General features: G+C 66.8%; 21 protein-coding genes and 1 other RNA gene. 16 read left to right on the top strand and 6 right to left on the bottom strand.

From position 1 onward, the window contains the following. Positions 1-81: 81 nt before the first annotated feature. The 6 genes from AC3A6X_RS11005 to gyrA are packed head-to-tail and all read right to left on the bottom strand — an operon-like array spanning position 82 to position 8,446. Positions 82-2,079, bottom strand: a complete 1,998-nt coding sequence (locus AC3A6X_RS11005) for a bifunctional 3-phosphoshikimate 1-carboxyvinyltransferase/cytidylate kinase (RefSeq protein WP_487842200.1) — start codon at positions 2,077-2,079, stop codon at positions 82-84. 3 nt (positions 2,080-2,082) lie between these two features. Next, positions 2,083-2,961, bottom strand: a complete 879-nt coding sequence (locus AC3A6X_RS11000; protein ID WP_487842199.1) for a prephenate dehydrogenase — start codon at positions 2,959-2,961, stop codon at positions 2,083-2,085. Between the two features lie 8 nt (positions 2,962-2,969). Further along, positions 2,970-4,088 carry a prephenate dehydratase gene (gene pheA, locus AC3A6X_RS10995; RefSeq protein ID WP_487842198.1) on the bottom strand — a complete coding sequence of 373 codons (1,119 nt, stop codon included), beginning with the start codon at positions 4,086-4,088 and terminating at the stop codon, positions 2,970-2,972. 19 nt (positions 4,089-4,107) lie between these two features. Further along, entirely contained in the window at positions 4,108-5,175 is a 1,068-nt protein-coding gene (gene serC / locus AC3A6X_RS10990; RefSeq protein ID WP_487842433.1) for a 3-phosphoserine/phosphohydroxythreonine transaminase, read from the bottom strand. Between the two features lie 50 nt (positions 5,176-5,225). Next, positions 5,226-5,801, bottom strand: a complete 576-nt coding sequence (locus AC3A6X_RS10985; protein ID WP_309970190.1) for a DUF2059 domain-containing protein — start codon at positions 5,799-5,801, stop codon at positions 5,226-5,228. After that, on the bottom strand, positions 5,798-8,446 hold the full coding sequence (gyrA, locus tag AC3A6X_RS10980; protein ID WP_487842197.1) for a DNA gyrase subunit A: 2,649 nt from the start codon (positions 8,444-8,446) through the stop codon (positions 5,798-5,800). Before gyrA ends, AC3A6X_RS10985 begins: the two co-directional genes overlap by 4 nt. Positions 8,447-8,671: 225 nt before the next feature. Here gyrA and ompA point away from each other — a divergent pair, with 225 nt between their 5' ends. The 16 genes from ompA (at position 8,672) to glnL (ending at position 24,504) form a co-directional block, all read left to right on the top strand. After that, positions 8,672-9,325 (top strand): outer membrane protein OmpA, encoded by a 654-nt coding sequence (gene ompA / locus AC3A6X_RS10975; RefSeq protein ID WP_487842196.1) that lies wholly within the window; start codon positions 8,672-8,674, stop codon positions 9,323-9,325. A gap of 114 nt (positions 9,326-9,439) precedes the next feature. Continuing rightward, positions 9,440-10,162 (top strand): bifunctional 2-polyprenyl-6-hydroxyphenol methylase/3-demethylubiquinol 3-O-methyltransferase UbiG, encoded by a 723-nt coding sequence (gene ubiG, locus AC3A6X_RS10970; protein ID WP_487842195.1) that lies wholly within the window; start codon positions 9,440-9,442, stop codon positions 10,160-10,162. After that, positions 10,159-10,827, top strand: coding sequence for an HAD-IA family hydrolase (locus tag AC3A6X_RS10965; RefSeq protein ID WP_487842194.1), 669 nt, complete (start codon positions 10,159-10,161; stop codon positions 10,825-10,827). Before ubiG ends, AC3A6X_RS10965 begins: the two co-directional genes overlap by 4 nt. 13 nt (positions 10,828-10,840) lie before the next feature. Then, positions 10,841-11,226, top strand: a transfer-messenger RNA (tmRNA) gene (gene ssrA, locus AC3A6X_RS10960). Positions 11,227-11,393: 167 nt separating this feature from the next. Next, positions 11,394-12,164, top strand: a complete 771-nt coding sequence (locus AC3A6X_RS10955; RefSeq protein ID WP_487842193.1) for a hypothetical protein — start codon at positions 11,394-11,396, stop codon at positions 12,162-12,164. Positions 12,165-12,440: 276 nt separating this feature from the next. Further along, positions 12,441-14,036, top strand: coding sequence for a methyltransferase regulatory domain-containing protein (locus AC3A6X_RS10950; protein WP_487842192.1), 1,596 nt, complete (start codon positions 12,441-12,443; stop codon positions 14,034-14,036). 73 nt (positions 14,037-14,109) lie between these two features. After that, a complete protein-coding gene (gene ggt, locus AC3A6X_RS10945) occupies positions 14,110-15,801 on the top strand; it encodes a gamma-glutamyltransferase (RefSeq protein ID WP_487842432.1) in 1,692 nt (563 codons plus the stop codon). Continuing rightward, a complete protein-coding gene (locus AC3A6X_RS10940; RefSeq protein ID WP_487842431.1) occupies positions 15,801-16,559 on the top strand; it encodes a pseudouridine synthase in 759 nt (252 codons plus the stop codon). The genes ggt and AC3A6X_RS10940 overlap by 1 nt, the downstream gene beginning before the upstream one ends. Positions 16,560-16,607: 48 nt before the next feature. Then, on the top strand, positions 16,608-17,576 hold the full coding sequence (locus AC3A6X_RS10935; protein ID WP_409050690.1) for a YVTN family beta-propeller repeat protein: 969 nt from the start codon (positions 16,608-16,610) through the stop codon (positions 17,574-17,576). Further along, entirely contained in the window at positions 17,563-18,363 is an 801-nt protein-coding gene (locus AC3A6X_RS10930) for a polysaccharide deacetylase family protein (protein ID WP_487842191.1), read from the top strand. Before AC3A6X_RS10935 ends, AC3A6X_RS10930 begins: the two co-directional genes overlap by 14 nt. Before the next feature lie 19 nt (positions 18,364-18,382). Next, positions 18,383-19,354 (top strand): sterol desaturase family protein, encoded by a 972-nt coding sequence (locus AC3A6X_RS10925; RefSeq protein WP_487842190.1) that lies wholly within the window; start codon positions 18,383-18,385, stop codon positions 19,352-19,354. Positions 19,355-19,420: 66 nt separating this feature from the next. Beyond that, positions 19,421-20,293 carry an EI24 domain-containing protein gene (locus AC3A6X_RS10920; RefSeq protein ID WP_106555963.1) on the top strand — a complete coding sequence of 291 codons (873 nt, stop codon included), beginning with the start codon at positions 19,421-19,423 and terminating at the stop codon, positions 20,291-20,293. A gap of 118 nt (positions 20,294-20,411) precedes the next feature. Further along, a complete protein-coding gene (locus AC3A6X_RS10915; protein ID WP_309970167.1) occupies positions 20,412-21,212 on the top strand; it encodes a competence/damage-inducible protein A in 801 nt (266 codons plus the stop codon). Between the two features lie 149 nt (positions 21,213-21,361). Beyond that, on the top strand, positions 21,362-22,777 hold the full coding sequence (gene glnA, locus AC3A6X_RS10910; RefSeq protein WP_309970164.1) for a type I glutamate--ammonia ligase: 1,416 nt from the start codon (positions 21,362-21,364) through the stop codon (positions 22,775-22,777). Positions 22,778-22,918: 141 nt separating this feature from the next. Then, entirely contained in the window at positions 22,919-23,428 is a 510-nt protein-coding gene (locus AC3A6X_RS10905; protein WP_487842189.1) for a hypothetical protein, read from the top strand. Next, entirely contained in the window at positions 23,428-24,504 is a 1,077-nt protein-coding gene (glnL, locus tag AC3A6X_RS10900) for a nitrogen regulation protein NR(II) (protein WP_309970158.1), read from the top strand. Before AC3A6X_RS10905 ends, glnL begins: the two co-directional genes overlap by 1 nt. Positions 24,505-24,512: the final 8 nt, after the last annotated feature.

Raw genomic sequence — 24,512 nt, 5'->3', positions numbered from 1 at the left:
CTCGGGGCCCGGGTTGAGTTGAACAACCAGCAAGCCGGTGCGCTGTCGCGCGGCGGGGACCTGCTGGACCGAAAACACCCTTCAGGCGGACCCGAAGGGCTGTACTTCCTGCCACCAGGCAATCACTTGCTCGACCGATTGCTCGACCGAGAGCGTGGAGTTGTCCAGGAGGCGGGCATCAGGCGCCGGCTTCAAAGGGGCGACGCTGCGGGAGGAGTCCCGGAGGTCGCGCGCTTCCAGATCGGCGCGAAGACTGTCGAGTGTAGTCGAAATACCCTTTGAAATCAATTGCTTATGCCGCCTTTCGGCGCGCTGGGCAGCGCTGGCGGTCAGGTAGACCTTGAGGTCGGCATCAGGGAAGACCACCGTGCCCATGTCGCGACCGTCGGCCACCAGGCCGGGCAGGCGGCGGAAGCTCGTCTGGAGCGCCAGCAGCGCCTCGCGAACGGCAGGCAGCGCGGAGACGCGGGAGGCATCCATGCCGGCCGCCTCGGTGCGGATGGCGTCGCTGACGTCCTCGCCGGCCAGCAGCACCTTGCCGTCGGCGAAGCGCAGGGGCAGCGTGCGTGCAAGCTGGGCGATCCGGGCCTCGTGGGCGGCGTCCGCCTCGAGGCCGTTGCGGCGCATCGTCAGCCCGGCGACCCGGTAGAGCGTGCCCGAGTCGAGATAGTGGTAGCCCAGTTGGTACGCCACGGCCACGGCCAGCGTGCCCTTGCCCGAGGCGGTGGGGCCGTCGATGCAGAGCACCGGCACCTCGGCCGCCTCGGCCACCGAGAACAGGGTCTCGAAGTAGTCGGGGAAAGTCTTGGCCACGCAGTCCGGCTCGAGGATGCGCACGGGCAGCCCAGCCGGGTTGAAGGCGGCCAGCGAGAAGCACATCGCCACCCGGTGGTCGTCGTAGGTGTGGATGCTCGCGGCACGCCAATCGGCCGGCCGTAGCGGATGCACGCGGATGAAGTCGGGGCCGTCCTCGACGGTGGCGCCGAGCTTGCGCAGCTCCTTCGCCATCGCGTCGATGCGATCGGTCTCCTTGACGCGCCAGCTCGCGATGTTGCGCACCAGGCAGGGGCCGTCGGCGTAGAGCGCCATCACCGCGAGCGTCATCGCGGCATCGGGAATGTGGTTGGCGTCGAGGTCGATCGCCTTGAGAGGCCAGGCGCCGCGGGAGATTGCCAGCCAGTTGGGGCCGCTGTCGATGTGCACGCCCATCTGCCGCGCCGCGTCGACGAAGCGGATGTCGCCCTGGATCGAATCGGCGCCGACGCCCTCGATGCGGATGCCATCGCCCTTGGCGATTGCACCCAGCGCGATGAAGTAGCTGGCGGAGGAGGCGTCGGCCTCGACATGAATGTCGCCCGGCGAGCGGTAGCGGCTGCCGGCCGGGATGACGAAGCGTGCCCAGCCCTCGCGCCGGACCTCGATACCGAAGCGCGACAGCAGGTTGAGCGTGATCTCGATGTAGGGCCTGGAAATCAGCTCGCCGATCACCTCGATGGTGATGTCGCGCTGCGTTGCGGCCAGTGGCAAGGCGAGCAGCAGGGCGGTTAGGAACTGGCTCGAGACATCGCCGCGCACGCGGATCGGCGCGGCCAGCTGGAGCGTGTCGAGCGGCACCGGGTGAACGGCCAGCGGGGGATAACCGGGATTGCCGAGGTAGTCGATGCGGCAGCCGAGCTGCACCAGCGCATCGACCAAATCGCCGATCGGCCGCTCGTGCATGCGCGGCACGCCGGAGAGCTCGAATTCGCCGCCGAGAAGGGCCAGCGCCGCCGTCAGCGGCCGCATGGCGGTGCCGGCGTTGCCCAGGAAGAGCTTGGCGCCGGAAGTGCGCAGCCGGCCATCCAGACCCTCGATGCGCAGCGTGGCGCCTGCGCGCTCGATGCGGCAGCCGAGCGCCGCCAGGGCGTCGAGCATCACCCGCGTGTCGTCCGAGTCCAGGAGGTCGTGCACGGTGGTCGTGCCGCCGGCAAGCGCCGCCAGCAGCAGCACGCGGTTGGAGATGCTCTTGGAGCCAGGCAGGCGCACGGTGCCGGAGGCGCCCGCGAGCGGCGGAAGGTCAAGAAACGGCGTGGAGAACATGGCTCAGTCGGGCGATACGCCGGCGCCGGGCTGCCATTGGGCGCGCGCGCGGCTCGCTGCGGCGATCGCGTCCTCGAGGGCCTGCGAATCGCCCGTGCCCATCAGGGCTTCGAACTGCGAGAGGGCCGCGCGGAAGGCCCGCGATTGCTGCAGCACCTGCTCGCGGTTGGCCAGCAGCACGTCGCGCCACATGGCGGGGTCGGCGGCCGCGATGCGCGTGAAATCGCGGAAGCCGGGGCCGGCCAGCTCCAGGAAGCGCGACCCCTCGGGCTGGGACGTCAACGCGTTGGTGAAAGCGAAGGCGAGCAGGTGGGGCAGGTGGCTCACGGCCGCGAAGGCCTTGTCGTGGGCTTCCGGAGTCATGGTCACGACCTTGGCGCCGATCGCGGACCAGACCTGCGTCGCGCGCTGCACGTTGGAGCGCAGCGTGGCCTTGACGGGCGTCAGGACGACCTGGCGTCCGGCGTAGAGGCCGGCGTCGGCATGCTCGACGCCGGCGACTTCCTTGCCGGCGATCGGATGTGCGGGAACGAAGCTGGCGAAGTGGTCGTGCAGGCCGCGCCGCGCGGCCTCCATCACGTCGCCCTTGGTCGAGCCCACGTCCATCACCAGCATCTGCTCGGTGATGCCATGGCGGATCGCCTTGAAGGTGGCCTCGGAGGCGCCCACCGGCACCGCGATCAGCACCAGGTCGGCGCCCGAGACGGCGAGCAAGGCGGAGGGCGCCGTGACGTCGATCACGCCAAGCTGCCGCGCGCGCTCGGTGGTGGAGGGTGACTTGCTGTAGCCGACCACACGCTTGACCAGCTTGGCGCGCTTGAGTGCCAGTGCGAAGGAGCCGCCCATCAGGCCGCAGCCGATCAAGCCGAGCTGTTCGAACATGCGCTGCCTCAGGCGGTGACGGGGTAGGCGCCGATGACCTTGTAGAACGCGCAAAGCTTGCGCAGTTCGGCGAGGGCGGCGGCCACGTTGGGCTGCGAGGGGTGGCCGTCGAGGTCGATGTAGAAGTAGTACTCCCACTGGCCTGTGCGCGCGGGGCGCGACTCGAAGCGCGTCATCGAGACGTCGTTGACCTTCAGCGGTACCAGCAGGTCGTGCACGGCGCCGGGCCGGTTGGGCACGGAGACCACCAGGCTGGTGCAGTCCTTGCCCGAGGCCGGCGGCATGGCCAGGGTCTGGGGCAGGCAGATGACGGCGAAGCGGGTGCGGTTGTACGAATCGTCCTGGATCGCATGCGAGACGATGTGCAGCCCGAAGCGCGTGGCTGCGCGCTCGCTGGCCAGGCCGGCCCAGGCCGGGTTGCCGGCGGCGAGGCGGGCGCCTTCGGCGTTGCTGGAGACGGCGCGCCGCTCGGCATGCGGCAGGTGCTTGGACAGCCAGGTCTGGCACTGCGCGAGGGCCTGCGGATGGGCCAGCACGGCCTCGATGCCCTCGAGCGAATTGACCGTGCGCAGCAGGTGATGGCGCACCAGCAGGCTGACCTCGCCAACCACGTGGGTCGGGGAGTGCAGGAACAGGTCGAGCGAGCGCGTGACCACGCCTTCGGTGGTGTTCTCGACACCGACCACGCCGTACTGAGCGCTGCCGGCTGCCGTGGCATGGAAGACCTCGTCGAAGCTGGCGCAGTAGATCAGGTCGGCGGCACCGCCAAAGTACTCGACGGCGGCCTGCTCGCAGAAGGTGCCCTCGGGGCCGAGCACCGCAACGCGCTGCGGCGACTCGAGCGCCAGGCAGGCCGACATGATCTCGCGCCAGATGGCGGCCACGTGCAGCGACTTGAGCGGGCCGTTGTTGCTCTGCTGCATCTTCTCGATCACCTGGGCGACGCGATCGGGACGGAAGTAGGGCGTGCCCTCGCGCTTCTTGACTTCCCCCACCAGCTCGGCCACGTGGGCGCGGCGGTTGAGGAGGTCGAGCAGCTGCTGGTCGAGCGAATCGATCTGCACCCGCAGATCGGCGAGGCTGGCGGAAGGGTCGGAGGCGGGGGGCTGAGGGGTGGAAGCGGTCATCGGTCGGATCGAACGCACTCTACGCGTGCGACCGCTCGAATTCTCGCATGTAGCCCACCAGCGCCTGCACACCCTCGAGCGGCATCGCGTTGTAGATGCTGGCCCGCATGCCGCCGACAGACTTGTGGCCCTTGAGCTGCAGCAGGCCGGCCTCGCGGGCGCCTGCGAGGAAGGCCTCGTTGCGGCTCTCGTCCTTGAGGAAGAAGGGGACGTTCATGCGCGAGCGGCAATCGGGCGCGACCCGGTTCTCGTAGAAGGGCGAAGCGTCGATGAAGTCGTACAGCAGCCGTGCCTTGTCGACGTTGCGCTGTTCCATGGCCGCGACGCCGGTCAGCGCGCCCTCGGCCTGTTGCCGCAGCCACTGGAAGGTGAGTCCGGCGATGTAGATGCCCCAGGTCGGCGGCGTGTTGTACATCGACTTGTTGTCCGCCACGATCCGGTAGTTGAAGGCGCTGGGGCAGATCTCGAGCGCATGGCCCAGCAGGTCGTCGCGCACGATCACCAACGTGAGGCCGGCCGGGCCGAGGTTCTTCTGGGCGCCGCCGAAGGCGAGGCCGACGCGGGTCCAGTCGACCGGACGCGAGGCCACGTGCGAAGAGAAGTCGATGACGAGCGGGGCCTTGCTGCCCAGCGCGGCCAGGTCGGGGAGCTCCTGGAACTCGACACCGTGGATGGTCTCGTTGGAGCACAGGTGTACGTACGAGGCGTCGTCCGACAGCTGCCAGGTCGAGGGCGCGGGCATCCGCGTGTGCTGGCTGTCGGCGTTGGAGGCAGCGATATGCGAATTGCAGTAGCGCAGTGCCTCTTTCTGGGACTTGGCGCTCCAGCTGCCCGTGATCACGAAGTCGACCTTGCCGCCGCGCGACAGGTTCATCGGCACGATCGCGTTCTCGCCCAGGCCGCCGCCCTGCATGAAGAGGATGTGGAAGTGCTCGGGCACTGCCAGCAGCGCGCGAAAGTCCGCTTCGGCCTGCGCGCAGATCGCACCGAACTCCTTGCCGCGATGGCTCATCTCCATCACGCTCATGCCGCTGCCTTGCCAGTCCAGCATCTCGGCGGCGGCGCGCTGCAGCACCGCCTCCGGCATCGCAGCCGGACCGGCGGAGAAGTTGTACGGGCGTGGACCCGAGCCCGTCGTCACTTCTTCGCGGGCGCCTTGGGCGCGGACTTGGCTGGCGCTGCGCCTTCGGTCGGGGCACCCAGGGCCTTGGCGACGTTGGCGTCGAGCGTGCGCATCTTGGGCTCGATGCTGGAGCGGGTCTCGGCCACCAGCTTTTCCGTCAGTGCGGTCTGCATCTTCGGGTTGAGCTCCTGGTACTTCTTGCTCAGGGGTGAGTTGATCCAGGCCAGCAGCTGGCGCAGCTCTTCTTCGGTGAAGTTGTCGCGCAGGATCGGGCCCAGGGCGTCCGGTGCCAGCGCCACGGCCTTGTCGCGCACGAGGGGATAGGCGTCGTCGAAGTACTTCTTGAGCTCGGCATCGGCGGCCTTGGCGGCGGCCTCGCGCTTCTCGGCCGGGACCTGCGTCTGCAGGTACTGAGAGCCGGCCTGCGCGATGGGCGCACTCGACTGCTCGACCAGTCCGCGCGCCAGCGCTTCGATGCCGGGGCGCTGCAGGTCGAGGAACTGCTTGACCATCGCCGCCTTGTCCTGGGCCATGGCCATCGAGCTGCCGGCGAGCGCGACCGCGACGAGCGCGAACTTGAATTTTTTCACTGAGGGTTCTCCGTTGAAGATGATGAGGAAGTGTCGTCGGCGCCGTTGTCGCTCTCCGCATTCGCATCGTTCTCGACGATGCGCTGCAGGCCACTGAGCTTGGCGCCTTCGTCGAGTCCGATCAGCGTGACGCCTTGCGTCGCGCGGCCGAGTTCGCGGATTTCGGAGACGCGGGTGCGCACCAGCACGCCTTTGTCGGTGATGAGCATGATCTCGTCGTCGGCGTGCACCAGAGTGGCTGCCACGACTTTGCCGTTGCGCTCACTCTGTTGAATGGCGATCATGCCTTTGGTTCCGCGCCCGTGACGGGTGTACTCGGTAATGCTTGTGCGTTTTCCGTAACCATTTTCGGTTGCGGTGAGCACGCTCTGCTCTTCGTCCTCGGCGACCAGCATGGCGATCACGCCCTGGCCGTCTTCCAGTGTCATGCCGCGCACGCCGCGCGCATTGCGGCCCATGGGGCGCACGTCGTTCTCGTCGAAGCGCACGGCCTTGCCGCCGTCTGAGAACAGCATCACGTCGTGCGCGCCGTCGGTCAGCGCGGCACCGATGAGGTAGTCGCCCGGGTCCAGGTCGACCGCGATGATGCCGGCCTTGCGCGGGTTGCTGAACTCGTCGAGCGCGGTCTTCTTGACCGTGCCCATGGAGGTCGCCATGAAGACGTACTGGTTGGCCGGGAAGGTGCGCTTCTCGCCCGTGAGCGGCAGCACGACGTTGATCTTCTCGCCTTCCTGCAGCGGGAACATGTTGACGATCGGCCGTCCGCGCGAGCCGCGCGAGCCGGCAGGCACCTCCCACACCTTGAGCCAGTACAGCCGCCCGCGGTTGGAGAAGCACAGGATGTAGTCGTGCGTGTTGGCGATGAAGAGCTGGTCGATCCAGTCATCTTCCTTGGTCGCCGTCGCCTGCTTGCCGCGCCCGCCGCGCTTCTGTGCACGATATTCACCCAGCGGCTGGCTCTTGATGTAGCCGGCATGGGAGAGGGTCACGACCATGTCGGTGGGGGTGATCAGGTCTTCCGTCGACAGGTCGAAGGCGCTGTGCTCGACCTGGCTGCGGCGCGCGCCGAGCTTGGTCTGGCCGAACTCCTGCTTGAGGGTGGTGAGCTCGTCGCCGATGATGGTCGACACGCGCTCGGGCTTGGCCAGGATGTCCAGCAGGTCGTCGATCTCGGCCATCACTTCCTTGTACTCGGCGACGATCTTGTCCTGCTCCAGGCCGGTCAGGCGCTGCAGGCGCATCTGCAGGATTTCCTGGGCCTGCGTTTCCGAGAGGCGGTAGAGGCCGTCGGCGCCCATGCCGTAGTCGCGCTCGAGCCCGTCGGGACGGTAATCGTCGGCGTTGATGACGCCGCCGTCGGCGCGCGTGCGGGTGAGCATCTCGCGCACCAGCTTGCTGTCCCAGCGGCGGGCCATCAGTTCGGCCTTGGCCACCGGCGGCGTGGGCGCGTTGCGGATGATGGCGATGAAGTCGTCGATGTTGGCCAGCGCGACGGCCAGGCCCTCGAGCACATGGCCGCGTTCGCGCGCCTTGCGCAGGTTGAACACCGTGCGGCGCGTCACCACTTCGCGGCGGTGCTGCAGGAAGACCTCGATCAGGTCCTTGAGGCTGCACAGCTTCGGCTGGCCATCCACCAGCGCCACCATGTTGATGCCGAAGGTGTCCTGCAACTGGGTCTGCTTGTAGAGGTTGTTGAGTACCACCTCCGGTACTTCGCCGCGCTTGAGCTCGATCACCAGCCGCATGCCCGACTTGTCGGACTCGTCCTGGATGTGGCTGATGCCTTCGATCTTCTTCTCGTGCACCAGCTCGGCCATGCGCTCCTGCAGCGTCTTCTTGTTGACCTGGTAGGGCAGCTCGTCGACGATGATCGCCTGGCGCTGGCCGCGGTCGATGTCCTCGAAGTGGCATTTGGCGCGCATCACTACCTTGCCTCGGCCGGTGCGGTAGCCGTCCTTGATGCCGTTGATGCCGTAGATGATCCCGGCCGTGGGGAAGTCTGGTGCCGGGATGATCTCCATCAGGTCGTCGATGGTGGCGTCCGGATTGCGCAGCAGGTGCAGGCAGCCATCGACGACTTCGTTCAAGTTGTGCGGCGGGATGTTGGTCGCCATGCCGACCGCGATGCCGCCCGAGCCGTTGACCAGCAAATTCGGGAGCTTGCTGGGCAATACCAGCGGTTCTTTTTCGCTGCCGTCGTAATTGGGACCGAAATCGACGGTCTCTTTGTCGATGTCGGCCAGCATTTCATGCGCAATCTTTGCGAGCCGAATTTCCGTGTAGCGCATCGCGGCCGCGTTGTCACCATCGACCGATCCGAAATTTCCCTGACCGTCGACCAGCATGTGGCGCATCGAGAAGTCCTGCGCCAGCCGCACGATAGTGTCGTAGACCGATTGGTCGCCGTGCGGGTGGTACTTGCCGATGACGTCGCCGACGATACGGGCCGACTTCTTGTACGGCCGGTTCCAGTCGTTGTTGAGCTCGTGCATCGCATACAACACTCGGCGGTGGACCGGCTTGAGGCCGTCCCGCGCGTCGGGGAGGGCGCGTCCCACGATCACGCTCATGGCGTAATCGAGATAGCTGCGGCGCATTTCCTCTTCGAGGCTGATGGGCAGAGTTTCTTTGGCGAACGAGGTCATGGGCAGCGTGCTGACGGCGGAGAACCCGAAATTTTACGCCGCGGAGGGTGTCGCACCGCCGCAACACAAGGCCGGGATTCCGCCTCCGTCCTACGTTTCCGGGGCGCCTCCCGGGCAGTTTGCCAAAGATCCCATGGCACAATCGCCTCAACGTTTTGGGTGGTGGTCACTTAAAGCGTCCTTGATTCGCAGCGCGGCTGCGGCTTTTTCCCCAAGAGGAGAACCATGAAGAAACTGAATAAAGTGGCGATGATGTTTGCAGTCGCTGCGCTCGCCACTGCCGCCGGCGCGCAGACCCGTGTCACCGCCGCGAACGGTGGGCCCGTGATCGACAACTGGCAAAACGGTACCAGCGAATTGGTGTGGAAGAACGGCACGAACGAACTGTGCTGGCGCGATGCGAACTGGACGCCTGCCACCGCTGCCGCTGGCTGCGATGGCGCCCTGGTTCCGCCGCCTCCCGCCGCCGTGACCCCGCCTGCTCCCGCGCCCGCTGCTCCGCCCCCGCCGGCCGTTGCAGCCTCGAAGGTCACCTTCGCTGCCGACGCCTTCTTCGACTTCGACAAGTCCGTGCTCAAGCCTGAAGGCCGCGCCAAGCTGGACGACCTGGTCTCGAAGATCCGCGACGTGAATCTGGAAGTGATCATCGCCGTCGGCCATACCGACTCGATCGGCACTGACGCTTACAACCAACGCCTGTCGGTCCGCCGCGCCGAAGCCGTCAAGGCCTATCTGGTCTCGAAGGGCATCGAACGCAACCGCGTCTACACCGAAGGCAAGGGCGAGAAGCAGCCTGTCGCCGACAACCGCACCAAGGAAGGCCGCGCCAAGAACCGCCGCGTGGAAATCGAAGTGGTCGGCACCCGCGCCAACCGTTGATTCGCAAGAATCTTCAAAAAAGACCCCGCCTCGGCGGGGTTTTTTAATGGGCGAACGCATTGCGGATTCGGGCAGGCGGCTTGAAGGCAATTCGCGTCGTTTCATAATCCGCATATGACTGAAATCGTGAATGCTGATCCGGCGGAACTCGCCAAATTCTCCGAGCTGGCCCATCGCTGGTGGGATCTGGAAAGCGAATTCCGACCGCTCCACGAAATTAATCCGCTACGGCTGGAGTGGATCGAAAGTATTGCGCCCATCGCAGGGCGCAAGGTGCTGGACGTGGGTTGCGGCGGCGGGATCCTTGCCGATGCGATGGCGCGGCGCGGCGGCGACGTGCTCGGCATCGATCTGGCCGACAAGGCGCTCAAGGTCGCACAGCTTCACGCGCTGGAGGCCGCGACGCGCGGCGTGAAGTACAGGGGGATAAGCGCCGAGGCGCTGGCTGCCGAGCAGCCCGAGAGCTTCGACATCGTCACCTGCATGGAAATGCTCGAGCATGTCCCGCAGCCGGCCTCGGTTGTCCAGGCTTGCGCCCGACTGGCCAAGCCGGGTGGCTGGGTTTTCTTCTCGACCATCCACCGCAACCTGAAGTCCTTCCTGCTCGCGATCGTCGGTGCCGAGTACGTGCTGGGCATGTTGCCGCGCGGCACGCACGAGTACCGGAAACTGATCCGGCCCAGCGAACTGGCCGCCCACTGCCGCGCTGCCGGGCTCGATCTGCGCGAGACCCGCGGCCTGCAACACAACCCAGTCACGCGGCGCTACTGGTTGAGCCACGACACCAGCGTCAACTATATGTTCGCCACGCGCAAGCCGGCGCCAGCCCAGTCATGATCCTTGCCGATGCGACCCGAGCCGTCCTGTTCGACCTGGACGGCACGCTGATCGACAGCGCGCCCGATTTGGGCGCCGCAGCCGACCAGATGCGCACCGATCGTGGCCTGGCCTCGCTGCCGATGGAGCGCTACCGCCCCATGGCCGGCTCAGGCGCGCGCGGGATGCTGGGCGTGGCCTTCGGCATCACGCCCGCCGCACCGGAATTTGCGCCGCTGCGCGAGGAGTTCTTCCTCAACTACGAGGCGCGGATGATGCGCACACGGGTGTTCGAGGGCGTGGCCGAGCTCGTGGCGGCGCTTTGTGCGCGCGGCTTGCAGTGGGGCGTGGTCACCAACAAGTCGGTCCGCTTCACCGGACCGCTCACGCGGGCAATGCCGCTGTTCGGCACCGCGCGCGCGATCGTCAGCGGCGACACCACCCCTTACGCCAAGCCGCACCCGGAACCGCTGTTCGAGGCAGCGCGGCAACTGGGCGTGCCGCCCGAGCGCTGCATCTACGTGGGCGACGACGAGCGCGACATGGCGGCCGGCCGGGCCGCCGGCATGCGCACCGTGGCTGCGGCCTATGGCTACATGGGCGCCGAGGCCGATGTGACGCTCTGGGAGGCCGACGCCGCCATCGCATCACCCATGGAGCTCTTGCAGCTACTGGAACCGGCCTAAAATAGGTGCTCCTGGGGCTGCACTGGTTTCGACGTGGGTTCGGAATCGCAGCGGGGCATGTCGAGCTGAATGCGCTCGTAAAACAGATTCAAACAAACTAACTGCAAACGACGAACGTTTCGCACTCGCCGCTTAATTGCCGGTGAGCTTTGCAACAGCAGGCCGATGGGCTGGGCAAGGGGGCACGGAGCAATCCGCGCCTCCCGGCTGCAAAGATAATCCACATCGGCTGGCCTCGATCCGGGTACCTTGGGTCGAGGCGAGAACCAAGGGTACTGGCGGCCGGTGTAGCGTGCGACTGCGCGACACCGGTGGCGAGACTCAAAACAGATCGCTAAACATGTAGATCTGCGCGAAGAAGGCTTGCGGACGGGGGTTCAAATCCCCCCAGCTCCACCATTCAACCTGCAAAGGCTTTGTCTTTGCGTTCACGATGTCGCGGTTTGCTCCCAAGCGAGCCGGCATCGCCCATCGTCTGCGCCCTCCCTTCAAGTACGATGCCGCGCCGGAGGACAGGCCAGTTGAATCGGCCCTGTCGACTCGGACGCAGATTTGGGAGACGCACCATGACAATCACCACGCCTTCGACGCTTCCGGTCACCTGGGCTGACCTGTGCAGCGCCGCCTTCTGGCGCTCGCTCGCGCCGCAGCTTTGCATCGGCGGTATGCAGTCGGATGCCGGGGCCGCGCCGCGGCAGAGCTATGAACGGCTCGCGCAACGGATGTCGAAGGACGGCTATTTCGGCGGCAGCGACGAGGAGATCGAGCAACTGGCGCCGCTTGTCGGAGAGGCCGTGAAGCGCTGCGTCGCTGTCGGGCTGCCGGCCGTATTCGCGTGGATCTACGACGAGCCGTGGGCTTGCTACGCGCGCCTCCGGCCCGTGTTCGCGCATTTTCTGGGTGCCGAGTTCAAGCCCTTGCCGGCGTTCTGGGCATGGCATGTCGATCCGAAAAAGGGCGAGACCGGCTGGAAGCCCCACCGGGACAATCGCTACAACTCGCTTGCCGCGGATGGGTCGCCCCTCTCGCTCACCTGCTGGATCCCGCTGTCCGACGCGAACCCGTTCAACAGCTGCACCCGCCGGCACGCCCGAACCGCCGACGCCCGTGTTCGCCGCGCGTGCCCTGCCGGCGAAGCCTGGCGACTACCTGCTCTGGGACCAATGCGTCATGCATTGGGGTGGCCCAACCAGCGAATTCGCCGAGCATCCGCGCATGAGCATGGCACTCGAGTTTCAGCGCGGCGATGTTCGCCCCATCATGCAGCCATTCCAGCGCGGGGAGCATCTCCCGGCCATGTCGCCATGGCTGGAGCAGAAGCCCTATCCCAGCTTTGACGTCCGCCTGCAACTCGTTGCGCGGCAGATCCTTCAGTACCAGCACATGTATGGCTTGTCGCAGAGCCTCGCCGATCTCGCGGCGTATTTGCTGACGGCGCCCACGCGCGACGCCTAGCAGCGGCGTCCAAGCCGCCAATTCTGATTCTTTCTTTCGCATTCCTCGCGCCTTGTCGCACGCGGGCTATAGTCCGCTCGCTCGCGCCTTCAGCCGGACGGGATCGGCCTTCCGGCAGGCAACGGAGACACCCGTGGCCGGCGCGCTGGAGGACACCCATGGAATCATCGACGACGCCCGCGACTTCGAACTACTACGATGTCGTTCCGTACGAGTCTCATCCCTTTCCACAATCGACGGCTGAGCATCTCGAGGCCCTGGCCTTCCTCTTCGGCCTCGCCGCGCCGCCGCTCAAGCAGGCGCGTGTGCTCGAACTGGGCTGCGCGGCGGGTGGTAACCTGATCCCCATCGCCGCCCGTCATCCGGACGCATCGATGGTGGGCGTGGACCTGTCCTCGGTCCAGATCCGCCAGGGCCAGGCGGCCATCGACAAGGCCCAACTCAAGAACATCGAGCTGCGGGCCCTGGACATCACGGGCATCGACGCTTCCTTCGGCCAGTTCGACTACATCATCTGTCACGGCGTCTACAGCTGGGTGCCGGCGCCGGTGCAGGACGCGATCCTGCGCATCTGCTCCCAGAATCTGGCGCCCGAGGGCGTGGCCTACGTGAGCTACAACGTGTACCCGGGCTGGAAGGCCCGCGAGATCGTGCGCGACGCCATGATCCTGCGCGGTGCCCCGCGCGACGAGCCCGGCGAAAAGCTGTCGTACGCCCGCGGCATGCTCGAGTTCCTGGAGCAGTCGGCGCGGCCGGACAGCGTGCTCAAGAAGACGCTGGAAGAGAACATGCCGATCGTGCGCAACTCCGGGGCGTACTACCTCCTGCACGAGTTCCTCGAGCCGCACAACGCCCCTTGCTACTTCAAGGAATTCGCCGCGCGCGCCGGCGCCCACGGCCTCACTTACCTGGCCGACGCCGAGCCCTCGACCATGTTCGTGCAGAACTACGGCGAGAAGGTGCGCGATCCGCTCCTGCGCGAATGCGGCGGCAGCCAGATCATGATGGAGCAGTACCTGGACTTCCTGGTGAACAGGACCTTCCGCCAGACGCTGCTGGTCAAGCAGGAGCGCGCTTCAGGCATCCGTTATCGCCTCGACATGGCGCGCATCCGCGCGCTCGAATATGCAGGCGTGTTCTCGTCCGAGGATGGCGAGGTGCTCACGCTCGATGCACGCGAGCAGGTCTGCCGTGCGATACGCAACCTCAAGGTCACGTTGCGGCTGCCGGTCCACAAAGCGGTCGCCCAGGTGCTCGACGAGCGCTATCCGGCGAGCACGCCGACCGATGCGCTGATTGCCGCAGTCTCGGCGCGCACCGGCGAGCCGCGCGCCGCGGTCGAGCCTCCGGTGATGGCGATGCTGGAAGAACTGCTGATCCTCGGCGCGGTGCGCATCCGGCGCACGCCGCCGCAGGCCAGCGTCTCGGTGTCGGCCTTCCCGCGGGCGCCGGCCGTGACGCGCAATGCCTCGGGCCTTGCACTGAGCGCGGGACCGACGGCCGTCGCCTGCAACCAGTGGCACGAACTGGTGGGCCTTTCGCTGCTCGAACGCTGCCTGCTGCCCCTTCTCGACGGCAAGCATTCGCACGAGGCCCTGGCCCAGCACCTCGCCACCGAAGCCCGCGCCGGACGCCTGCGCTTCATCAAGGATGAGAAGCCGCTGACGGACGAAGCGGCGTTGCGCGAATTTACGCAGCAGCAAGTCGCACTCGCCCTGCGCGACCTCCGTCGAAAGGCGCTGATAGAGGCATGATGCACTCCTTTGCAAAAAGGAGATCGCAGTGAAACAACTCGTGTGGACCACGGCGGCGCGCAGCGCGGTCGTGATGGCGCTGGCGCTGGCCGGCGCAGCTCAATTGCATGCGGCCTCACTGGCGCCCGCGGCGGCAGAAAACGGCATGGTGGTGAGCGCCCAGCACCTGGCGACCAAGATCGGCGTGGATGTGCTCAAGCGCGGCGGCAACGCCATCGACTCGGCGGTGGCAGTGGGCTACGCGCTTGCGGTGGTCTATCCGGCGGCCGGCAATCTGGGCGGCGGCGGCTTCATGACCGTGCAGCTGGCCGACGGCCGCAAGACCTTCCTCGATTTCCGCGAGAAGGCCCCGCTGGCGGCAACCGCCAACATGTACCTCGACAAGGAAGGCAACGTCGTCAAGGGCCTGAGCACCCACGGCCACTTGGCCGTCGGCGTGCCGGGCACCGTGTCCGGCCTCGAAACGGCGCGCCAGAAATACGGCACCATGCAGCGCGCCGCACTGATGGCGCCGGCGATCACCCTGGCCGAACGCGGCTTCGCGCTGGAGCAGGGCGATGTCGACATGCTCACCACCGCCACCGCCGACTTCAAGAAGGACCCGGCCAGCGGCGCCATCTTCCTCAACAAGGGCGAGCCCTTCGCGGTCGGCCAGAAGCTGGTGCAGAAGGATCTGGCGAAGACGCTCAAGGCTGTCAGCCAGAAGGGCCCCGATGGCTTCTACAAGGGCCCGATCGGCGACGCCATCGTGAAGTCGAGCCAGGCGGGCAAGGGCATCATCACCCAGGCCGATCTCGACCAGTACACGACACGCGAGCTGGCGCCGGTCGAATGCGACTACCGCGGCTACCACGTGATCTCGGCGCCCCCGCCGAGCTCGGGCGGGGTGGTGGTCTGCGAGATGCTGAACATCCTCGAGGGCTATCCGCTCAAGGACCTGGGCTTCCGCTCGGCCCAGGCGGTGCACTACCAGATCGAGGCCATGCGGCACGCCTACATGGACCGCAACAGCTACCTCGGCGATCCCGACTTCGTCAAGAACCCACTGGACCGCCTGCTCGACAAGGGCTATGCAGAGAAGATCCGCGCCGTGATCGATCCGAAGAAGGCTGGCGTCTCCAAGGACATCAAACCCGGTGTCGCGCCGCACGAGGGCAGCAACACCACGCACTACTCGATCGTCGACCAGTGGGGCAACGCGGTCTCGGTCACCTACACGCTCAACGACTGGTTCGGCGCCAAGGTCACGGCTGCTGGCACCGGCGTGCTGCTCAACAACGAGATGGACGATTTCACCTCGAAGGTGGGCGTGCCCAACCTCTACGGCCTGGTGCAGGGCGAGGCCAACGCCATCGCTCCGGGCAAGCGGCCGCTGTCCTCGATGAGCCCGACCATCCTGACCAAGGACGGCAAGCCCGTCTTCGTGACCGGCACGCCGGGCGGCAGCCGCATCATCACGGTCGTGCTGCACAGCATCCTCAACGTGGTGGACTACGGCATGAACGTTCAAGAGGCGGTGGATGCGCCGCGCTTCCACCAGCAGTGGCTGCCCGACGTGACCAATGTCGAGACCTTCGCGCTCAGCCCCGACACCCGCAAGATCCTGACCGACATGGGCCACAACCTCGGCGTGCCCCAGCCGGCCAACCACGCGGCGGCGATCATCGTCGGCGCGCCTTCGCTGGGCGGCAAGCCGGTGGGCAAGAACCGCTTCTACGGCGCCAACGACCCGCGGCGCAATACCGGCCTGGCGCTCGGCTATTGATGCGGATCGAGGAGATCCTCTACACCCAGGGCTTCGGCACCCGGCGCGTCTGCGCCGGGCTGGTGCAGCAGGGCTTCGTTCGGGTGGGCGGGGCCACCGTCGGCGATCCCGGCGAAGAGTTCGAGGTGCAGGGCCTGCGTTTCACGGTCCAGGGCACCGAGTGGGCCTACCACGAGAAGGCCTACCTGATGCTGCACAAGCCGGCCGGCACCGAGTGCTCGCAGAAGCCCTCGACCTATCCGAGCATCTACACGCTGCTGCCCGCGCCCCTGCGCCTGCGGCCCAACAAGGGCGCCGTGCAGGGCGTGCAGGCCATCGGCCGGCTCGACCAGGACACCACGGGCCTGCTCCTGATGACCGACGACGGCCAGTTCATCCACCGCATGGGCTCGCCGAAGCATCATGTGCCCAAGGTCTACGAGGTGGGCACGAAGCATCCGATCGACCGGAGCCAGGTCGACCGGCTCCTGGCCGGCGTGGTGCTCGACGACGACCCCAAGCCGGTGCGGGCAGCGGCCTGCGAGGCGGTCGCTGATCTTCACCTGCGGCTCACGCTGACCGAAGGCAAATACCACCAGGTCAAGCGCATGCTCGCCGCCGTGGGCAACCGCGTCGAAACCCTGCATCGCTCCCACATCGGCCCTTTGACGCTGCCGGAGGACCTGGCCCCCGGCCAGTGGCGGTGGCTGGAGGCGGAACAAGTCGAAGCCCTGCGAAACGTGCGCGCCGGTCAGCCAGCGAACAGGGTGGATCGTTAGAATTCGAAGCCTTCTTCCGGAACGTCCCCCTTGCGCTTCAAGCTCTCCATCCCAGGCCGCCTCGCGGCCTTTTTGTTTGCCTGCGTGGCACTGCCTTCGCTGGCCGCCGAGCCGCCCCCGGTCTTCGTGCTCAATTCGCTCGACGCCACGGTGAGCGTGGTCGATCCGGCCGACTGGAGCGAGAAGCAGCGTATCCCGACGGGCAAGGAGCCGCACCATCTCTACCTCTCGCCCGACGAGAGCTCGCTGATCGTCGCCAACTCGGCCGGCGACTCGCTGACCTTCCTGAATCCGCGCACGGCCGAGGTCCAGCGTGTGGTCTACGGCATCATCGATCCGTACCACCTGCGCTTTTCGCCGGACATGAAGTGGTTCGTCACCGCCGGCAACCGGCTCAATCACGTCGACATCTACCGCTGGGACGGCAAGGAGCCCAAGCTGGTCAAGCGCATCCCCTCGGGCAAGACGCCGAGCCACATCTGGATCGATGCCAAGAGCACCACCGCCTACGTGACGATGCAGGACAGCGACGAACTGGTCGCCGTCGACCTGGCCACCCAGACCATCCGCTGGCGCGTGCCCACGGGGCCAATGCCGGCTGACATCTTCGGCATCCACGACGGCAAGACCCTGCTGGTCGGCCTCACGGGCAGCGACGGTGTGCAGGTCTTCGACGTTGCGGCCGCACAGCCCAAGCCGGTCGGCAAGATCCTGACCGGCAAGGGCGCCCATGCCTTCCGCTCGGCCGGGGACGGCCGCAGCGTGTTCGTCAGCAACCGCGTGGCCAACAGCATCAGCCGCATCGATCTGCAGACCCTGCAGGTCGTCGACACCTACCCGGTGCCTGGCGGGCCCGACTGCATGGACGTCTCGGCCGACGGCAAGACGCTCTACGTCACCTCGCGTTGGGCCAAGAAGCTCAGCGTGGTCGACCTGGCGGCCCACAAGGTGGTGCGGCAAGTTCCCGTCGGCCGTTCGCCGCATGGTGTCTGGACGCTGGACCATGCCCGGCGCTAAGGCTGCGGTCGCTTCTTTTCTGCTCGTCGCGGCGGGCGCCCTGTCCACGGGCGCGATCGCGCAGGGCAGCTGCGCCAAGCCGCTCTACCTGAGCTTCGACACCGGCCACATGGGTGTGGCCCCGCTGGTGGCGGAGGTGCTCAAGCGCCAGGACGTGCGCGTCACCTTCTTCGCCGCGGCCGAGCGCACCCAGACAGGCGGCGACAGCCTGGACAGCCAGTGGGCGCCCTGGTGGAAGGCGAGGGCGGCCGAAGGCCACGAGTTCGCCTCCCACACCTACGACCACGCCTACTGGCGCGGCGACATCAAGGGCATCGCGCCGCGCTTCCGCATCCAGCCCTCGGCCGGGGCCTTCGCCGGACGGCAATTCACCTGGGACGCGGATCAGTACTGCGCCAACATCGCCAAGTCCTCCGAGCGCCTGCAGCACATCACCGGCAAGAAGCCGCTGCCGCTGTTCCGGGCCCCCGGCGGCAAGACCTCGCCCAAGCTGCTGGCCGCGGCCAAGGCCTGTGGCTACGAACATGTGGGCTGGTCGCCGGCCGGCTTCCTCGGCGATGAGTTGCCGAGCGAGCAGTTCAGCAACGAGAAGCTGCTGCAGCAGGCCCTCGATCGCATCCAGGCAGGCGACATCCTGGTCGCGCACCTGGGCATCTGGTCGCGCAAGGATCCGTGGGCGCCGGCAGTGCTGGAGCCCTTGATCGTCGGGCTCAAGGCCAAGGGCTTCTGCTTCGAGACACTGCGCCAGCATCCGGCGTATCGTGCCTGGATCGCATCGCATTCCTGAATCGCATGGTGGTGTGCCGATGGACTGGCTGACCGATATCTTCGCCAACGTGCAGCAGTGGCTGTTCGAAGCCGCGGTGCAGCCGCTGGTCTACGCCGTCGGCCTCGGCGGCTGGGTCGAGGACGCCTTCGACGCCACCGGCTGGCTGCTGGTCGGGCTGGTTCAGATCGCGATCCTGGTCGCCCTCATCGGCCCGCTCCAGCGCTGGCGGCCGGTCGAGCCGGTGGTCGACCGGCCGGCCATCCGCATCGACATCCTCTACACCCTGATCCACCGGCTGGGCCTGTTCCGCCTGGCCATGTTCTTCGCGCTCGATCCGCTGTTCGACGAGGCACTGGGCGCGGTGCGGGGGGCCGGCTGGGGCTCGCTCCACCTCGACCAGCTCTGGCCCGGCGTGACCGACATCCCCTGGATCGCCTTCGCGATCTACCTGGTGGTGCTGGACTTCGTCGAGTACCTCATCCATCGCGGGCAGCACCAGTTCAACTGGTGGTGGGCGCTGCATTCGCTGCACCACTCGCAGCGCCAGATGACCATGTGGAGCGACAACCGCAACCACCTGCTCGACGACATCATCCACGACACGATCATCGTGGTGGTCGCCCAGCTGATCGGCGTGGCGCCGGGGCAGTTCATCGCCATCGTCGCCTTCACCCAGCTCAGCGAAAGCCTGCAGCATGCCAACCTGCGCTGGAGCTTCGGCGCGATCGGGGAGCGGCTCTGGATCAGCCCGCGCTTTCACCGCCTGCACCACAGCATCGGCATCGGGCACGAATCGAAGGGCCCCCGCACGCTCGGTGGCCACAACTTCGGCGTGCTGCTGCCGTGGTGGGACATGCTGTTTCGCACCGGCAATTTCGAGGAGCGCTACGACCCGACCGGCATCCGCGACCAGGTCGAGCCCGATGCCGATGGCCGGCTGCGCGAGTACGGGCGCGGCTTCTGGGCGCAGCAGTGGCTGGGCCTGAAGCGCCTGGCCCGCCGCGGCTGAATATGGCCCTCACGCCTGGTGCCGACTGAACCCGCGTTCACGCGCTGGCGTTATCCTCGGCCCCCGATGCGTCTCCTCCTCGATTCCTTCTGGCGTTCGGTCGCCTATTGCATGCACCCGCGGGTGATCGTGCTGTCGCTGCTCCCGCTCGGCCTCATGGTGCTGATGGCGGCGCTGTTCGGCTACTTCTACTGGGACGCCACCGTGGCCTGGACGCGCGACGCGCTCGACGCCTGGCCGCTCCTGGCCAGCTTCTGGGCCTGGATCGGCCGCCTGTTCTCCGGCGACGTCACCGCCGTGGTGGCGCCGATGGTGGTGGTGATCGCCGCCACGCCGCTGATCGTGGTGGTGTCGCTGCTGGTCGTCTCCGGCCTGATGGCGCCGCCGCTGACGCGCCTGGTGGCCGAGCGGCGCTTCCCGGCGCTGGAACAGAAGAAGGGCGCCTCCTTCCTCGGCAGCGTGTTCCGCTCGCTGGGCCTCACGGTGCTGGCGCTGCTCGCCCTGGTGGTGTCGATGCCCCTGTGGCTGATACCGCCGCTGGTGCTGGTCCTGCCGCCGCTGATCTGGGGCTGGCTGACCTACCGCGTGATGAGCTTCGACGCCCTGTCCGAGCATGCGAACGCCGAGGAGCGCTCGGCGCTGCTGCGCGCCCACCGCCTGCCGCTGCTCGGCATCGGCGTGCTGTGCGGCTACCTGGGCGCCGCCCCCAGCATCGTCTGGGCCTCGGGCATGCTCTTCGTCGCCGCCTTCCTGGTGCTGGCGCCGCTCGCGATCTGGATCTACACGCTGGTGTTCGCCTTCTCGGCGCTCTGGTTTTCGCACTACTGCCTGGACGCGCTGGCGCAATTGCGGGCGCAGCGCGCGGCAGCGGCCCTTTCCACCACGACGGCCGAGACAGCGGATGCCCGCGCGGTCGCAACCCAATGGGGAGCCCCATGAGCCGCCGGGCCGCTCCCAAGGCGAATAGCACCGTAGCCGAAGGCGAAGGTACTCCAGTGAGCCGCACGGCCGCTCCGAAGGCGAATACCGAGAAGCGCGTAGCGCGGAGGTTTGTTATATGACACGTTCCATCGGCCTGCTCGTCGTCGGCGACGAGATCCTGTCGGGCAAGCGAACCGACAAGCACATGCCCAAGCTCATCGAGCTGCTCGCCGCCCGCGGCATGCAGCTGGGCTGGGCCGAATACGTCGGCGACGAGCCGACCCGCATCACCGCCGCGCTGGGGCGCGCCTTCGCCTCGGGCGACATCGTGTTCTCCACCGGCGGCATTGGCGCCACGCCCGACGACCACACGCGCCAGTGCGCGGCCGCGGCCCTCGGCGTGCCGCTGGCCCTGCATCCGGAGGCCGAAGTGCTGATCCGCGAGCGCATGCAGGACACGGCGCGCGAGCAGGGCAAGGTCTACGAGCCCGATCACCCGGACAACGTGCATCGGCTGAACATGGGCGTGTTCCCGCTGGGGGCCAAGATCATCCGCAACCCTTACAACAAGATCCCCGGCTTCAGCGTGGCCGATGTGCATTTCGTCCCCGGCTTCCCGGTCATGGCCTGGCCGATGATCGAGTCGGTGCTGGACGAGCGCTACGGCCACCTGTTCGCCCGCGGCCGGTCGGTCGAGAAGTCGGTGATCGTCTATGGTGCGATGGAGGCCACGCTCACGCCGCTGATGGAAGCCGTCGAGCGCACGCATCCGGGCATCAAGGTCTTCAGCCTGCCCAGCGTCGACCATGCCGAGCACGGCCGCCATATCGAGCTCGGCGTCAAGGGCGACGCTGAACGCGTCGACGCGGCCTATGCGCAATTGCTCGAAGGCCTGCACAGCTTTGATGCCCGACTTGGCCCTGAATTGGTGCGTTGATTTACAGAGCACCAATTTGGTTACAACTTGCCTGTTTTTGGGGACCCGGCGGCGGGCTGGATGCCCCTTCGTGCCCCTGACAATGGCACAGAAACTGCATTCCCGATCCCGCTGGATTTCCCACCCCAACCATTCCAAGGAGAAGCCTGATGGCTAAGACCGTCGCCGATGTACTCAAACTCGTCAAGGAAAACGAGGTCAAGTTCGTCGACTTTCGATTCACCGACACCCGCGGCAAGGAACAGCACGTGACCGTGCCGGTCTCGCACTTCGACGAGGGCAAGTTCAACGACGGTCATGCCTTCGACGGCTCGTCGATCGCCGGTTGGAAGGGCATCGAGGCCTCGGACATGCTGCTCATGCCCGACCCGAACACGGCCAACATCGACCCCTTCTTCGAAGAGACCACCCTCATCCTCACCTGCGACGTGGTCGACCCCACCGACGGCAAGCCCTATGAGCGCGACCCGCGTTCGCTGGCCAAGCGCGCCGAGGCCTACATGAAGGCCTCCGGCCTGGGCGACACCGCCTTCTTCGGACCGGAGCCCGAGTTCTTCGTGTTCGACGGCGTGCGCTGGCAGAACGACATGTCCGGCTGCTTCGTCAAGATCGAGTCCGAAGAGGCCTCGTGGAACACCGGCAAGGAATTCGAGCATGGCAACACGGGCCACCGCCCGGCCGTCAAGGGCGGCTACTTCCCGGTTCCGCCGGTCGACAGCTTCCATGACATGCGCTCCGAGATGTGCCTGGTGCTCGAATCGCTGGGCATTCCGGTCGAGGTGCATCACCACGAAGTGGCGAACGCCGGCCAGATGGAGCTCGGCACCAAGTTCAGCACGCTGATCCAGCGTGCGGACTGGGTCCAGCTGCAGAAGTACGTGATCCACAACGTGGCCCACGCCTACGGCAAGACCGCGACCTTCATGCCCAAGCCCATCGTCGGCGACAACGGCTCCGGCATGCACGTGCACCAGTCGGTCTGGAAGGACGGCAAGAACCTGTTCGCCGGCGACGGCTATGCGGGCCTGAGCGACTTCGCGCTGCACTACATCGGCGGCATCATCAAGCACGCCCGCGCGCTCAACGCCATCACCAACCCCGGCACCAACAGCTACAAGCGCCTGGTCCCCGGCTTCGAAGCCCCGGTGAAGCTGGCCTACTCGGCCAAGAACCGCTCGGCCTCGATCCGCATCCCCTTCGTGGCCAACCCGAAGGGCCGCCGCGTCGAGGCGCGCTTCCCCGATCCGATGATGAACCCCTACCTCGGCTTCGCTGCCATGCTGATGGCCGGCCTGGACGGCGTGGAGAACAAGATCCATCCGGGCGAGGCCGCCAGCAAGGACCTCTACCACCTGCCGCCGGAAGAAGACGCGCTGATCCCGACCGTGTGCCACAGCCTCGACCAGGCGCTCGACTATCTCGACAAGGACCGCGCCTTCCTGACCAAGGGCGGCGTGTTCACCGATGCGTACATCGACGCCTACATCGACCTCAAGATGCAGGAAGTCACGCGCTTCCGCATGGCCACGCACCCGGTCGAGTTCGACATGTACTACAGCCTGTAAGGACTATCGCCCTTCCGGGGCGCCTTTCAGTGAAATAAAGGACGGCTCGCCGTCCTTTTTTCTTGGGGCGGTGGCCCCCTGTGGCAGCGCCATCGAATTGCATGAAAATGCCATCCGGTTGCCCACTTTCATACGACGATCATGAAGACTTCTTTCGTTTACCTGCTGGCCGCACTGGCAGCGGCCGGCGTGCATATGCAGGCCCAGGCGCAGCAGGAGCGCGTCTGGCGCTGCGGCAACGAATACACCAACAACGCCACCATGGCCCAGCAGCGCGGCTGCAAGGTCATGGAAGGCGGCAATGTCACCATCGTCCAGGGCAGCCGCCCGGTCGCCGCGGCGGCTGCCAGCAGCAGCACCTCCGCCGTGCGCGCGCCGGCCGGCAGCCCGCGTGTCGATGGCGCCGACCAGCGTGCCCGTGACGGCGAAGCCCGTTCCGTGCTGGAGTCCGAGCTCAAGAAGGCCGAGGAGCGCCAGGCCCAGCTGCTCAAGGAATACAACAACGGCGAGCCCGAGAAGCAGGGCGGCGAAGCCCGCAACTACCAGAAGTACCTCGACCGCGTGGCCGAGATGAAGGCCGAGATCTCCCGCAACGAGAGCGACATCGCCGGCATCCGCCGCGAGATCGGTCGCCTGCCGGCCACGCGTTGATGGCCTTTGGCAAATCTGCTGCCGCCGCCAAGCGCTTCCAGGCCTTCGACCTCCTCTCCACCCTGATCGCGGTGGTGCGCACCGACGGCTCGGTGCTGTTCGCCAACGCCGGCCTCGAGGATGCACTGGGCACCTCGCGCCGCACGCTCGAAGGCTCGCAGTTCGGCGCCTGCTTTCACGAACCCCAGGTGCTGCGCACCGCCATCGAAGGCGCGCGCAGCAACGACTTCGCCACGCTGCGCTACGAGGCCTTCCTGCGCCGCGTCAACCACGAGCTCATGCCGGTGCAGGTCACGCTTGCGCAGGGCGACCGCGCGGGCGAGCTGATCATCGAGATGTCGCCGCTCGAGCAGCAGGTGCGGCAGGACCGCGAGGAGCGTCTGCTGGACCAGGCGCAGGCCAACAAGGAGCTGATCCGCAACCTCGCGCACGAGATCAAGAACCCGCTGGGCGGCATCCGCGGCGCGGCGCAGCTGCTGCAGATGGAAGTGGAATCGCGCGACCAGGTGGAGTACACGCAGGTCATCATCCACGAGGCCGATCGCCTGCAGACGCTGGTCGATCGCCTGCTGGCGCCGCACCGCCGCCCTCACGTGGTGGGCGACGTCAACATCCACGAGGTCTGCGAGCGCGTGCGCTCGGTCATCCTCGCGGAGTTCCCGCGCGACCTGCACATCGAGCGCGACTTCGACGTGTCGATCCCGGAGTTCCGCGGCGATCGCGAGCAGCTGATCCAGGCCACGCTCAACATCGTCCACAACGCGGCGCAGGCTCTCGCCGAGCGGCGCGCGGCGGGCGATGCGCGCATCACATTCAAGACCCGTGTCGCGCGTCAGGTGATATTCAACAAGCAGTGGTATCGACTGGCACTGGAATTGCATGTCATCGACAATGGACCGGGTGTGCCGGACGCGATCAAGGACCGCATCTTCTACCCGCTGGTGTCGGGCAGGGAAGGCGGAACAGGCCTTGGATTGACGCTGGCACAAACTTTCGTGCAACAGCACCACGGCGTGATCGAGTGCGACAGTGTTCCGGGCCGGACTGATTTCAAGATATTGATACCGTTGCCTTAGGACAGGGA

This window comes from Variovorax sp. Soil_C_12 (assembly GCF_057657375.1).
The sequence above is the reverse complement of the archived record's forward strand: the minus strand, read 5'-3'. Positions and strand labels throughout refer to the sequence as shown.

Bases quoted from the DNA above. Each gene is read 5' to 3' on its own strand.
- AC3A6X_RS11005 (WP_487842200.1), bottom strand. From the start codon at position 2,079: ATGTTCTCCACGCCGTTTCTTGACCTTCCGCCGCTCGCGGGCGCCTCC.
- AC3A6X_RS11000 (WP_487842199.1), bottom strand. From the start codon at position 2,961: ATGTTCGAACAGCTCGGCTTGATCGGCTGCGGCCTGATGGGCGGCTCC.
- pheA (WP_487842198.1), bottom strand. From the start codon at position 4,088: ATGACCGCTTCCACCCCTCAGCCCCCCGCCTCCGACCCTTCCGCCAGC.
- serC (WP_487842433.1), bottom strand. From the start codon at position 5,175: ATGCCGGAGGCGGTGCTGCAGCGCGCCGCCGCCGAGATGCTGGACTGG.
- gyrA (WP_487842197.1), bottom strand. From the start codon at position 8,446: ATGACCTCGTTCGCCAAAGAAACTCTGCCCATCAGCCTCGAAGAGGAA.
- ompA (WP_487842196.1), top strand. From the start codon at position 8,672: ATGAAGAAACTGAATAAAGTGGCGATGATGTTTGCAGTCGCTGCGCTC.
- ubiG (WP_487842195.1), top strand. From the start codon at position 9,440: ATGACTGAAATCGTGAATGCTGATCCGGCGGAACTCGCCAAATTCTCC.
- AC3A6X_RS10965 (WP_487842194.1), top strand. From the start codon at position 10,159: ATGATCCTTGCCGATGCGACCCGAGCCGTCCTGTTCGACCTGGACGGC.
- AC3A6X_RS10955 (WP_487842193.1), top strand. From the start codon at position 11,394: ATGACAATCACCACGCCTTCGACGCTTCCGGTCACCTGGGCTGACCTG.
- AC3A6X_RS10950 (WP_487842192.1), top strand. From the start codon at position 12,441: ATGGAATCATCGACGACGCCCGCGACTTCGAACTACTACGATGTCGTT.
- ggt (WP_487842432.1), top strand. From the start codon at position 14,110: ATGGCGCTGGCGCTGGCCGGCGCAGCTCAATTGCATGCGGCCTCACTG.
- AC3A6X_RS10940 (WP_487842431.1), top strand. From the start codon at position 15,801: ATGCGGATCGAGGAGATCCTCTACACCCAGGGCTTCGGCACCCGGCGC.
- AC3A6X_RS10930 (WP_487842191.1), top strand. From the start codon at position 17,563: ATGCCCGGCGCTAAGGCTGCGGTCGCTTCTTTTCTGCTCGTCGCGGCG.
- AC3A6X_RS10925 (WP_487842190.1), top strand. From the start codon at position 18,383: ATGGACTGGCTGACCGATATCTTCGCCAACGTGCAGCAGTGGCTGTTC.
- AC3A6X_RS10920 (WP_106555963.1), top strand. From the start codon at position 19,421: ATGCGTCTCCTCCTCGATTCCTTCTGGCGTTCGGTCGCCTATTGCATG.
- AC3A6X_RS10915 (WP_309970167.1), top strand. From the start codon at position 20,412: ATGACACGTTCCATCGGCCTGCTCGTCGTCGGCGACGAGATCCTGTCG.
- glnA (WP_309970164.1), top strand. From the start codon at position 21,362: ATGGCTAAGACCGTCGCCGATGTACTCAAACTCGTCAAGGAAAACGAG.
- AC3A6X_RS10905 (WP_487842189.1), top strand. From the start codon at position 22,919: ATGAAGACTTCTTTCGTTTACCTGCTGGCCGCACTGGCAGCGGCCGGC.
- glnL (WP_309970158.1), top strand. From the start codon at position 23,428: ATGGCCTTTGGCAAATCTGCTGCCGCCGCCAAGCGCTTCCAGGCCTTC.